Origin of the sequence: Kitasatospora sp. NPDC048286 (assembly GCF_043201735.1) — a bacterium.
Lineage (GTDB): Bacteria > Actinomycetota > Actinomycetes > Streptomycetales > Streptomycetaceae > Kitasatospora.
Genome location: NZ_JBICZE010000012.1, coordinates 193,886 through 205,949, shown reverse-complemented (window position 1 = coordinate 205,949; position 12,064 = coordinate 193,886). Strand labels below are relative to the sequence as shown.

Annotated in this window: 9 protein-coding genes and 1 pseudogene; 3 read left to right on the top strand and 7 right to left on the bottom strand. The window is 74.6% G+C overall.

Translation table 11 applies throughout. The features are described from left to right. Positions 1 to 15: 15 nt before the first annotated feature. On the bottom strand, positions 16 to 1,035 hold the full coding sequence (locus ACGF13_RS27920) for a PP2C family protein-serine/threonine phosphatase (protein ID WP_392880084.1): 1,020 nt from the start codon (positions 1,033 to 1,035) through the stop codon (positions 16 to 18). 528 nt (positions 1,036 to 1,563) lie between these two features. Further along, positions 1,564 to 1,977, bottom strand: coding sequence for a Fur family transcriptional regulator (locus ACGF13_RS27915; protein WP_392880082.1), 414 nt, complete (start codon positions 1,975 to 1,977; stop codon positions 1,564 to 1,566). Positions 1,978 to 2,266: 289 nt separating this feature from the next. Here ACGF13_RS27915 and katG point away from each other — a divergent pair, with 289 nt between their 5' ends. Beyond that, entirely contained in the window at positions 2,267 to 4,483 is a 2,217-nt protein-coding gene (katG, locus tag ACGF13_RS27910) for a catalase/peroxidase HPI (protein WP_392880079.1), read from the top strand. Positions 4,484 to 4,609: 126 nt separating this feature from the next. Here the strand turns inward: katG and ACGF13_RS27905 are convergent, their stop codons facing one another. Together ACGF13_RS27905 and ACGF13_RS27900 are read right to left on the bottom strand one after the other, a co-directional pair. Beyond that, positions 4,610 to 5,299: a response regulator gene (locus ACGF13_RS27905; RefSeq protein ID WP_392880076.1), complete on the bottom strand. Its 690-nt coding sequence runs from the start codon at positions 5,297 to 5,299 to the stop codon at positions 4,610 to 4,612. Then, positions 5,296 to 6,555 (bottom strand): sensor histidine kinase, encoded by a 1,260-nt coding sequence (locus tag ACGF13_RS27900; protein WP_392880073.1) that lies wholly within the window; start codon positions 6,553 to 6,555, stop codon positions 5,296 to 5,298. The genes ACGF13_RS27905 and ACGF13_RS27900 overlap by 4 nt, the downstream gene beginning before the upstream one ends. A gap of 209 nt (positions 6,556 to 6,764) precedes the next feature. Between ACGF13_RS27900 and ACGF13_RS27895 the strand changes: the two genes are divergently transcribed. Next, a complete protein-coding gene (locus tag ACGF13_RS27895; protein WP_392880071.1) occupies positions 6,765 to 7,460 on the top strand; it encodes an ABC transporter ATP-binding protein in 696 nt (231 codons plus the stop codon). Between the two features lie 73 nt (positions 7,461 to 7,533). Next, positions 7,534 to 9,918, top strand: coding sequence for an FtsX-like permease family protein (locus ACGF13_RS27890; RefSeq protein WP_392880069.1), 2,385 nt, complete (start codon positions 7,534 to 7,536; stop codon positions 9,916 to 9,918). A 96-nt stretch (positions 9,919 to 10,014) separates the two neighbouring features. On the opposite strand, the gene ACGF13_RS27885 is transcribed toward ACGF13_RS27890, so the two are convergent. From ACGF13_RS27885 to ACGF13_RS27875, 3 genes and pseudogenes are all read right to left on the bottom strand, one after another. Then, the gene (locus ACGF13_RS27885; RefSeq protein WP_392880067.1) at positions 10,015 to 10,527 is read right to left on the bottom strand and encodes a histidine kinase; all 513 of its coding nucleotides are present in this window, start codon (positions 10,525 to 10,527) and stop codon (positions 10,015 to 10,017) included. A gap of 82 nt (positions 10,528 to 10,609) precedes the next feature. Beyond that, positions 10,610 to 10,851: pseudogene (locus tag ACGF13_RS27880) on the bottom strand (DUF6193 family natural product biosynthesis protein). Between the two features lie 47 nt (positions 10,852 to 10,898). Continuing rightward, positions 10,899 to 12,005 carry a JmjC domain-containing protein gene (locus tag ACGF13_RS27875; protein ID WP_392880065.1) on the bottom strand — a complete coding sequence of 369 codons (1,107 nt, stop codon included), beginning with the start codon at positions 12,003 to 12,005 and terminating at the stop codon, positions 10,899 to 10,901. Positions 12,006 to 12,064 lie beyond the last annotated feature (59 nt).

Genomic DNA, 12,064 nt, shown 5'->3' with positions numbered 1-12,064 from the left:
ACGGAGCCCATGTGATCAGTCCGAGTCAGGGCGGTCGTCGGGGAGCCGGTGGCCGAGAAGCACGGCGATGTCGTCGTCGAGGGTGGCATCGCTGTATGCGAGCAGATCCTGGTGCAGGCGGTTCAGGAGTTCGCGTGGCGGCAGGGCGGTCCAGTTGCGGACACGCTGGGTGAGCGGGTAGAAGGCTCCGGTTCGGTCGCGGGTCTCGGTCACGCCGTCGGTGTACAGCAGCAGCCGGTCGCCCGGACGGAAGGGCTCCACGTCGACGTGGTAGTCGCCGCCGAGCAGCACACCGAGGTTGAGAGGCGGCGACGGATCACACGGGGAAAGTTCGCTGACCCTGTCCCGGTTGATGAGCAGCGGCGGGGGGTGACCGCAGTTGACGATGCGGACCACGGGCTCGTCGCCGGGAATCTCGGCGAGCACGGTGGTGATGAAGCGTTCCTCGCTGTCGGGGAGCTGGGCGGCCCGGCGGCTCATGCTCCGCTCCAATCGACGCGCCACCGCGGGCAGATCGGGCTCGTCGTAGGCGGCCTCGCGGAAGGCGGCCAGCATCGCCGCGGCCGTCTCCACCGCGAGCAGGCCCTTGCCCCGGACATCGCCGATCAGCAGGCGCACACCGTGCGCGGTGCTCATCGCCTCGAAGAGGTCGCCGCCGATCTGGGCCTCCGCGGCTGCCGACACGTACAGGGTTTCGATGCTGACGCGGCCCAGGAGGTGGGGAACCGGACGCAGCAGCACGCGCTGCGCCGTCTCGGCCACCGAGCGCACGGTGGCCAGGGTGCGTTCCCGGCGCATTCGGTGGGCGGCCAGAAGGGCGCCCAGCCCCCCGACCAATGCCGTGGAGAGGTAGGTGGCCACGTAGTGGCGCTCCCACAGGTAACCCACGACGCGGCCCGCACAGCACGGAGTGCCCGCCAGCACGCCTTCGAAGATCACGGCGAAGACCGTGATGGCGCCGACGAAGGCGGGACCGTGGGCGAAAGCGGCGACGACGGGCAGGGCGATGAGCAGAAAGCTCACCGGCCACTGCACGGGAGTGATCGGTTCCAGCGCCAGGATGACCGCGACGTAGATGGCGGGCAGCCAGCGGATCCAGGCCGGCGGGGCGGGCGGCCGAGGCTCCGTCCCGCCCGGCTCCGGCGCATGGTGCCGAGCGGCTCCGCCGAAGCCCGGGAGCCTCACCGCGCGCTCCGGTGACGGTGTGCCCGGTCGAACGAGGAACCGCGGGGAACCGGCCGGGCACGGGCGGGAGAAGCGGACCGCCGAGGCCCCACGAACCGCGGATCCGTCAGCGTGCCGGGGAGCATCCGCCCGGACGGCGGCGGGAGTCCGACAGCCGCGGGGGGCATCGCGGCGCGCAGCGGTGTGACCCCGAACTCCCGGAGGCGGGCGTCATCCGGTTCGTGATCCGCCTGTGCATGCATACGTTCATCATCACGACATACCAGCCACTGCCGCCCGCCGACGGAGCCGAGCGCGCGACCGCATGGCGCCCGCGAAAGAGCCGGCGGGCCGACCCGTCCGGCGTCCGGCCGACCATCGGGCCGACTGCCGGGGCGATCAGCCCGCGCAGGTCGGGCACAGCCCCCGGTAGGTGACCTCCGCCTGCGACACGGCGAACCCGAAGCGCTGCTCGGCCGGCAGGTCGGCCAGCGGATTGCCCTGCGGCTGGACGTCGCGGATGGCGCCGCAACCGGTGCAGATCAGATGCTGGTGCGGGCGGTGCGCGTTCGGGTCGTACCGCTTGGCGCGCCCGTCGGTGGCCACCTCGACGACCTCGCCCAGGGTGACCAGTTCGCCGAGCGTGTTGTAGACCGTCGCCCGGGAGATCTCCGGGAGGCGCTCCGCCGCCCGGGCGTGCACCTCGTCGGCGGTCAGGTGCACGTGCTCGCCGTCCAGGACCTCGGCCACGACACGCCGCTGGGAGGTGAGGCGCCAGCCGCGCCCGCGCAGCCGCTCCAGCAGGTCACTCATATCGGTTCACCTATTCAGGTCAAGGGGAGGACCGGAGTTTACCAATTCACATCCGGTGCCTTCCGGATCCCGATCGGATATGTCTTTGGTGTCTTTCTTGACTTGGATTCCGTCCATCGTAGGATCGGCTCCGGCGCTAGCCTGGGTAGCAGCAGCACGTGACCACCGTCACTGCCGTGCGCAACGGCGAGCAGCGGCACCACGTGACGCGCCAGGACCAGACAGCAGCAGTAGGTGCCGTAGGTAGCAGAGAAGACACCGTGATCCGCCTTGTGAGGGAAGGATTCCCATGTCTGACAACCACGATGCAACCGGCGTAGAGGCGAACGCGGAGGGCTGCCCGGTGAACCACGGGCGGGCGTCGCACCCCACCCAGGGCGGCGGGAACCGCCAGTGGTGGCCGGAACGGCTCAATCTGAAGATCCTCGCGAAGAACCCCGCCGTGGCCAATCCGCTCGGTGCGGACTTCGACTACGCCGAGGCCTTCAAGACCCTCGACCTCCCGGCCGTCAAGCGGGACATCCAGGAGGCCCTGACCACCTCGCGGGAGTGGTGGCCGGCCGACTTCGGCTACTACGGCCCCTTCATCATCCGGATGGCCTGGCACAGCGCCGGCACCTACCGGATCAGCGACGGCCGCGGCGGCGCCGGCGGCGGCCAGCAGCGCTTCGCCCCGCTGAACAGCTGGCCGGACAACGCCAGCCTGGACAAGGCCCGCCGCCTGCTGTGGCCGGTCAAGAAGAAGTACGGACGCGCTCTGTCCTGGGCCGACCTGATCGTCCTGTCCGGCAACGTGGCCCTGGAGGGCATGGGCTTCCGGACCTTCGGCTTCGGCGGCGGCCGGGTCGACGAGTGGGAGCCGGACGAGGACGTCTACTGGGGCCCCGAGACCACCTGGCTCGGCGACGAGCGCTACACCGGCGACCGCGAGCTGGAGAACCCGCTGGCCGCCGTCCAGATGGGCCTGATCTACGTCAACCCCGAGGGCCCCAACGGCAACCCGGACCCGATTGCCGCCGCCCGCGACATCCGCGAGACCTTCTACCGGATGGCGATGAACGACGAGGAGACCGTCGCGCTGATCGCCGGCGGCCACACCTTCGGCAAGACCCACGGCGCCGGCCCGGCCGACAACGTGGGTCCGGCCCCGGAGGACGCCCCGATCGAGCAGCAGGGCCTCGGCTGGAGGAGTACCTTCGGCACCGGCGTCGGCGGCGACGCCATCACCAGCGGCCTGGAGGGCACCTGGACGCCCACCCCGGTCACCTGGGACAACAGCTTCTTCGAGACGCTGTTCGGCTACGAGTGGGAGCTCACCAAGAGTCCCGCCGGCGCGCACCAGTGGAAGCCCAAGGACGGCGGCGGCGAGGGCACCGTCCCCGACGCCCACGACCCGAGCAGGCGGCACGTGCCGATCATGCTCACCACCGACCTCTCGCTGCGCCTCGACCCGGTCTACGAGCCGATCTCCCGGCGCTTCCTGGAGAACCCGGAGGAGTTCGCCGACGCCTTCGCCCGCGCCTGGTTCAAGCTGACCCACCGCGACATGGGCCCGGTGGTCCGCTACCTCGGCCCGGAGGTTCCCGCCGAGCACCTGCTCTGGCAGGACCCGCTGCCGGAGGTCACCCACCAGCAGGTCGGCGCGGCCGACGTCGCCGACCTCAAGCGGCGGATCGCCGCCACCGGGCTGTCGGTGTCCGAGCTGGTCTCCACCGCCTGGGCCGCCGCCTCCTCCTTCCGCTCCAGCGACAAGCGCGGCGGCGCCAACGGCGGCCGCATCCGGCTCCAGCCGCAGGTCGGCTGGGAGGTCAACGAGCCCGACCGGCTCGCCACCGTGCTGCGCGCCCTGGAAGGCGTCCGGCAGGAGTTCAACGCGCAGGCCGGCGACAAGCAGGTCTCGCTCGCGGACCTGGTGGTGCTGGCCGGCGGCGTCGGCGTCGAGCAGGCCGCCAAGGCGGCCGGCCTGGCCGTCGAGGTGCCGTTCGCGCCCGGGCGGGTGGACGCGACGCAGGAGCTCACCGACACCGAGTCCTTCGCCGCGCTGGAGCCCAAGGCGGACGGCTTCCGCAACTGGGTCGGCAAGGGCAACCGGCTGCCGGCCGAGTACCTGCTGCTCGACAAGGCCAACCTGCTGGGCGTCAGCGCGCCCGAACTGACCGTGCTGGTCGGCGGCCTGCGCGTGCTGGGCGCCAACCACGGCAAGTCCACGCACGGCGTGCTCACCTCCACCCCGGGCGTGCTGACGAACGACTTCTTCGTCAACCTGCTGGACCTGGGCACCAGTTGGAAGGCCACCTCGGAGGACGCGCACACCTTCGAGGGTCGGGACGACTCGGGCCGGGTGCGGTGGACCGGCACCCGCGCCGACCTGGTGTTCGGCTCCAACGCCGAACTGCGGGCCGTCGCCGAGGTGTACGCGGCCGACGACGCCAAGGAGAAGTTCGTCGAGGACTTCGTCGCGGCCTGGGTCAAGGTCATGAACGCGGACCGCTTCGACCTCGCGTGATGCCGGTCGACTGACGGCGACGGCGGGAGCCCGGGGGCGCCACCCCCGGGCTCCCGCCGTCGCTACGGGCTCCCGCCGTTGCCACGGGTCCTTGCCGTCGCTACGGGGACTCCTCGCGCGGACTCCTCATCGGACCTCTGACGAGCCCACGCTCACCAACCCGGTCTCGTACGCCGCGACCACCACCTGGGCCCGGTCCCGCAGGCCCAGCTTGCCGAGGATCCGGGCCACGTGCGTCTTCACCGTCGCCTCGGACAGCCCCAGCCGGGCGGCGAGTTCGGCGTTGCTGAGGCCGCGGGCGAGCAGCGCCATCACCTCCAGCTCGCGCGGGGTCAGCGTGCCCAGCTCGCGGTGCGGGGCGACGGCGCCGGCCGGGTCGTCGGGGCGGGCGAAGCGCTCGACCAGGCGGCGGGTGATCGCCGGGGCGAGCAGCGCGTCCCCGGTGCGGACCAGCCGGACGGCGGCCGCCAGGTGCTCCGGGGTGACGTCCTTCAGCAGGAAGCCGCTGGCTCCGGCGGCCATCGCCGCGTAGACGTAGTGGTCGAGGTCGAAGGTGGTCAGCATGATGATCCGCGGCGGTTCCTGCGCGCCGTCCGCCAGGATCCGTCGGGCCGCCTCCAGCCCGTCCAGGCCGGGCATCCGGATGTCCATCAGCACCACGTCCGGGCGGCAGCGCCGGACGGCGGCGACGGCCCGCTCGCCGTCCTCGGCCTCGGCGACCACGTCGATGCCCTCCGACTCCAGGATCAGCCGGAACCCGGTGCGGACCAGGGCCTGGTCGTCGGCGACCACCACCCGCAGCGGCTGCTCGGTCATGAACTCTCCAGGGGTATCAGGGCCTTGACGCGGTAGCCGCCGCGCGGCCGGGGGCCGGTGTGCAGGGTGCCGCCGTAGACGGCGAGGCGTTCGCGCAGGCCGAGCAGGCCGCGTCCGTTGCCGGTGGCGGCCGCGCCGGTGGGGCGTCCGCCGGTGTCGCTGACCTCCACCAGCAGCCGGTCGGGGGCGTACTCGACGGTCACGGTGGCGTCGGCACCGCCCGCGTGCTTGACGGTGTTGGTGAGAGCCTCCTGGACCACCCGGTAGGCGGCCAGCTCGACCCCGGGCGGGACGGGCCGGCGCTCACCGCGGACGGTCAGCTCGACCGGCAGCCCGGCCTGCCGGACACCCTCGACCAGGGCGTCGAGGCGGCCGAGGCCGGGCTGTGGGCTGAGGTCGCCCTCGGCGGCCGGCGCGTCACCGGTGCCGGACCGGGTGGGGTCCGCGTCCACGGTCAACAGGCCCATCACCTGCCGCAGTTCGGTCATCGCCGCGCGGCCGCCGGTCTCCACCGCGGCCATCGCCTCGCGGGCCTTGTCCGGCGCGGTGTCCAGGATCTTGCGGGCGGCCCCGGCCTGGATCGTCATCATGCTCACGTTGTGGGTGACGACATCGTGCAACTCCCGGGCGATGCGCGCCCGTTCCAGCTCCACCGCATGCCGTAGCGCGGCCAGCTGCTCGCGCTCCAGGGCGGAGAGCCGCTCCCGCCCCTCGTCCACCCGGCGTCGCCACATCCGGAGTTCGTAGGCGACCGCGAACACCGGCACCAGGACCAGCACGGCCACCACGCCGTTGGGGAAGTGCGGCAGCTTGGCGTCCCCGAAGAGCACCACGAGGGCGGCGGTCGCGGCGGGCAGGCTCAGCAGCACGGCCGCCGGGCGGCGCCCGTACGCGGCGACGCTGTACGCGGCGACGATCACCGCCACGCCCGCCGAGTACGCGATGTCCTGCGACTGGTGCCGGACCAGCAGGGCGACCGGCAGCACCGTCCACAGCACCGCCACCGGGTGGCGGCGGCGCAGCACCAGCGGCAGCGGGACGAGCGGCACCAGCACCAACAGCCAGGACGGGGGCGTCCCGTGCGGGCCGCCAGCGATGGTGGCGTAGCGCCCGCCGGTGAGCGCCAGGAAGAGGGCCAGGGCGGCGTCGAAGACCTGGCCGTGCCGGGTCGGCCGGGGCGGGGGCGTCGGGTCCGGGCCGCCGCCCGGTCGGGCGGCGGCCGCGCGCAGCCGTCGCACCGTCGCATGGTTGATCACTGGGACATTGTGGGGGCCGCGAGCCCTTCGGGACAGCCCGGCGGGCGGCGGGCGGCCCGTACACCCGGCGACTACCTCGCAAGGATGACGGCACGCCAGGGTCCACCGGACGCGGTAGCGGGGTTGCCCCGGGCGGCGGACGCGCGGGCGTGCCGCCCGTTCGTACCGTCGTCCCCGTCATCAGGCGGGACGCGAGGAGGAGCAGGGACATGAGCAGCGATCCGGTGATCGGACTGGACGGGGTGAGCCGTCACTACGAGGGCGCCCGGGCGGCCCTGGACGGGGTCACGCTGAGTGTGCGGGCGGGGGAGTCGGTGGCCGTGCTCGGCCCGTCCGGCAGCGGGAAATCCACCCTGCTGAACCTGGTCGCCGGGCTGGACCGGCCGAGCACCGGGACGGTCACCGTGGCCGGGGTGCGGGTGGACGGGCTGGGCGAGGCCGCCTCGGCCCGCTACCGGCGGAGCACGATCGGCATGGTGTTCCAGTTCTTCAACCTGCTGGACGACCTCACCGTGGCCGACAACGTGGTGCTGGCCGGCGAACTGGCCGGCGTCCCGCGCGCCGAGGCCCGGCGCCGGGCGGGCGAGCTGCTGGAGGCCCTCGGCATCGACCGGCACGCCCGCGCCCACCCGGGCCGCCTCTCCGGCGGTGAGCGCCAACGCGTCGCGGTGGCGAGGGCGTTGATGAACCGGCCGACGCTGCTGTTGGCGGACGAGCCGACCGGAGCGCTGGACTCGGCCTCGGGCGAGGACGTCAAGGAGCTGTTCCGGGAGCTGCACGAGGACGGGCAGACCATCCTGCTGGTCACCCACGACCTGACGCTGGCCGAGGACTGCGCCACGCGTACGGTCCGGATGCGGGACGGCCGGGTCGAGTCGGACTCGGCCTCGGCGGTGACGGCATGAGAGAGCGGAGCGAGCTCATCATCGAGAGGTGCGCGTTGCGCGAAGCGCCTGCCGAGCGCAGCGAGGTGGGCGCATGAGCGCGCTGGGCAGGGTCGTGCGAGCGGGCGTGCGCAGGCGCCGGACCCAGTCCGTCGCGGTCGGGCTGGCCGCGCTGGTGGCCACCACCTGCTCCGTGCTCGGCGGCTCACTGCTGGTCGCCTCCCAGGCCCCCTTCGACCGGGCCTTCGACGGCCAGCACGGCGCCCACCTCACCGCGCGCTTCGACGGCGCCAGGACGGACGCCGCGCAGCTCGCCGCCACCGCGCACGCCCCCGGGGTGACGGCCGCCGCCGGGCCGTACCGCACCGTCACCGTCGACCCCGAGCCGGGCCCCGGCTACGACCTGCCGCCCGGGGCGAGGATGGCGCCGATGACGGTCACCGGACGCGCCACGGCCGCGGCCGGGGTCGACGACATCACCCTGCTCCAGGGGAGTTGGCCGCAGCGGCCGGGCGAGGTGGTGCTCGACGACAGGTACGGCGACCGGCCCCGGGACCTGGGCGGCAGCCTGCGCCTTCCCGGTCTGCCGGGCGCGCCGGCCCTGAAGGTCGTCGGCTTCGCCCGTTCCGTCAGCCGGACCTCGGACGCCTGGGTGGCGCCGGACGGCATCGCCGCCCTCACCGCCCCCGGCAGCACCCCCGGCTACGCGATGCTCTACCGCTTCACGGCCGCCGCGAGCGCCGACGCCATGGCCGCCGACCGGGCCGCCGTCGCGGCCGCCGCCCCCGCCGGGGCGCTCACCGGCGCGCAGTCCTGGCTCACCGCCAAGCAGGGCTCGGACCGCAACACCGCGCTGTTCCTGCCCTTCCTGGTCGCCTTCGGCCTGCTCGGCATGGCGATGTCGGTGCTGGTCGCGGGCAACGTGGTGGCCGGCGCGGTCGGCACCGCCACCCGGCGGATCGGCGTGCTCAAGGCGCTCGGCTGCACCCCCGCCCAGGTGGTGCGGGCGTACGTCGCCCAGGCGCTGGTCCCGGCCGGCGTCGGCACCCTGCTGGGGGTCGTCGCGGGCAACGCGCTGGCCGTCCCGGTGCTCGCCACCACCGGCTCGCTCTACGGCACCGGCACCTCCGGCCTCGCGCCCTGGGTGGACGTCGCCGTGGCGGGCGGGACCCTGGCCGCCGTCGCCCTGGTCGCCTGGGCGGCCGCCGCCCGGGCCGGCCGGTTGCGCACGGTGGACGCGCTCGCCGTCGGCCGTACCGGAGGCGGTACCCGGCGGGACGCCCTGGCCGCCCGCGCCGCCGCACTGGCCGCCCGGCTGCCGCTGCCCCGGCCGGTCGGCCTCGGCCTCGCCCAGCCGTTCGCCCGCCCGGCCTGGGCCGCCGGGATGCTGGCGGCGGTGCTGTTCGGCACGGCGGCGGCCGTCTTCGCGGTGGGCATGGGCGGGACGATGAGCTGGGTGCAGCAGGCGAAGACGCGGGACGCCGGGGACGTCACGGTGTACCCGACGCGCCCGGACGGCCCACCCGGGGCGGCGCCAGCGGCTGGGCTGCCCGTCCCGGCCGACCGGGCCGTCGTCACCGCGGCGCTGGACGCCCAGCCGGGCACGGCCGGCTACTTCGGCGTCGGCACCGAGGACGTCACCGTCCCCGGGGTGGCGGGCACCACCACGGTGACCGCCTTCGACGGCGACTCCTCCTGGGCGGGCTACCGGCTGGTCTCCGGGCGCTGGTACCAGGGCCCGGGCGAGGCCGTCGCCCCGTCCACCTTCCTGACCGAGGCCTCGGTCAGGCTCGGAGACCGGGTGACCTTCACGACCCACGGCCGGGCGGTCACCGTCCGGCTCGTCGGCGAGGTCTTCGACCCGCACACCCAGACCAACGAGCTCCTCACCGACGCAGCCGGCTACCCGCCGGGCACGGCCCCGGCGCCGGACTTCTGGACCGTCAGACTGAAGCCGGGCACCGACCGCGCCGCCTACGCCGGCGCCGTCGCCACCGCGCTCGCCCCCGAGCGCATGACCGCCGACACCGGCGGCCCGCACGGCTCCAGCGGTTCGATCGCCGCCCTGAACTCGCTCACCGCCACGCTCACCCTGCTGCTGCTCGTCGTCGCCGGCCTCGGGGTGTTCAACACCGTCGTCCTGGAGATCCGCGAGCGCACCCGGGACCTGGGCGTCACCAAGGCGCTCGGCATGACCCCGGCGCAGACCGTGGGCGTGGTGCTCGCCTCGGTCCTGCTGGTCGGGGCCGCCGGCGGCGTGATCGGCCTGCCGGTGGGGCTGCTGCTGCACGGCCTGACGGTGCCCGCGATGGGCCGCAGCGCCGGGCTGACCTTCCCGGCCTCCGCACTGGACGTCTTCGGCACCCCGGAGCTGGTTCTGCTCGGCCTCGGCGGTGTGCTGATCGCGCTGCTCGGCGCCCTGCTCCCGGCCGTACGGGCGGCGCGGGCGCGCACGGTGGAGGCGCTGCGGGCCGAGTGACGGCCGACGGGCGGGACCGGGTGGTGCTCACCCGGTCCCGCTCGTTCCGGGTGGTCCTTGCCCGTTCCAGGTGGTGCTGCGCCGTCCTTGGTGGGCTCAGGAGGTGTCCTCGTCCGCGCTCTGCTGCTCCGCGCGCTTCTCGGCGGCCCGGACCTGCTCGGTGAAGTCGTGGGCGTCGATCCGCTCGACCGAGGCCCCGTGCCGGGCGGCCAACTCGTCGGCCGGGCCCGGGGTGGACTCCTTGACCTCCAGGGCGAGCAGCGCGCCGCCGTCCGGCACCCGGGGCGAGAGCAGGATCAGCCCGGCGCCGCCCTCGCTCGCCTGGTGCTCCTCGGCCGCGTTGCCGATCACCGCACCCGCCGCGAAGCCCAGCAGCACCCCGACCGGCCCGCCGAGCAGTCCGATCAGGCCGCCCAGCGCGCCGGAGCCTACGGTGGTCAGGCCGGCGCCCCGGGTGAAGGTGTCCTTGACCTCCAGCAGGCCGTCGGCGCTGCGCTCCATCGCGGCCACCATCCGCAGGCCCGGCAGGCGTTGCGCCTCGTCGAAGGCGGGGCGCCAGGCACCGGCGTCCGGGAAGGTCAGCAGGACGACGTTGTGCTGCTCGCTCATCGCGCTCCGATCGGGGCCGGGGCCGGCTGAGGCCGGGCCTCCATCGTGGCCCGCGGTGCGGGGCGCTGCCACCCCGGCCTCCTCAGCGCTGCTCGTCGGCGGGGCGGTCGAACACCGGCCCGAGGCCCGCCGGGAGGCGTTCGACCAGCAGGGCGACGGCCTCCTCCGGGGTGGCGGCGCTGACGCGCTCGCCGGCTTCGTCCCACCGGTGGACGAGGTGGCCGCCGCCCTCCTGTGGATGGGCGTTCGGGAGGCCCTGGTCGGCCCAGGGGGTGTGGTCGACCGGCTGAAGTGCAGGTTGTGGTGGCTGGTCCAGGGGAACAGCCGGCGCAGCCGGGGCTCGGAGCGGGCGGCCCCGATGTGACGGCCCGTCAGGCCCCCGTGCGGGCCGCGTCGCGCAGCTTGCGCCAGGTGCGGCCGAGGGAGGACGGTCCGGTGCGTCCGGCGGCGGGCGCACCGGACTCCCAGGACCGGGCCGCCTCGGCGAGGGTCTCCGCGGACGGTGGGGTGGCCGGCGGGCCGCCCCGGTCGGGCCGGTCAGACCGGACCGACCGGGCGGCCCGGGCGGCGCGCAGGAGGTCCTCGGGACCGAGCGTGGCGAGCCGGGCCCGGGCGTGGTCGAGCAGGGTGGCGCAGGCGTCGGTGATCGCGGCCTCGCCGAGCGGGCGTGCCGGGAGGTCGAGGCCCTCGGCCAACTGCCGTTCCAGGGCGGCGCGCAGGTCCTGGACGGAGAGGTCGCGGACGGTCAGCGACAGGTGGGCGGAGAGGCCGCCGGCGCCGACCGCCCGGTGGGCGAAGCCGCGCGGGATGTAGAGCACGCCGCCGGGTTCGAGGACGCCGTGCAGCCGCAGTGGGGAGCGCTCGTCGTCCGGCAGTTCGCCGAGCTGCCAGTCGGCCGCGGTCGGCGCGTCGTGGACGTACCAGGTCTTGCGGCCGGCGGCCTGGAGGACGAACACGTCGGCGTCGTCGCGGTGCACCGCGAGGCCCTGGCCGCCGGCCGGGGTGACGAAGAAGAAGGCCTCTATCCGCCGGTCGAGCTCCTCGGAGAGCCGGGACACCAGGTCGCCGGTCGGGCGGTGCCACTGGTCGACGCAGCGCAGCAGCAGGGTCGCCCCGCGGCGCAGCTGGGCGAGGACCCGTGCCCGGTCGGCGAAGCCGTGGTGGGTGACGCCGTTGACCACGCGGGAGGTGGTGAAGGCCTCGGGCGGGATGGTGACCTTGTCGGAGCGGACCATCTCCAGGTAGGGCGTGCGCAGCAGCCCGCCGTCGAAGGCGGCGTCCAGTTCGTCGAGGTCGAACGGCGAGGCGGGGGCCGCGGGAGCCACCGGATCCTCCGGGGCCGCCGTGGCTTCCGCGGCCGCCGTGGCCTTCGGGGCCGCCGGGTTGTCCCGGGGGAAGAGCGCGGGCTCGCGCTGCCACTGGCGCTCGGCGAAGCTCCGGACGTCGCCGACCCAGTCGGCCAGCGTGGGCGATTCCATGGTGTGTCCCGTGGTGTCAGGGGTGTTCCGGGGCGCGGGAGCGCGGGGCCCCAGGGGTC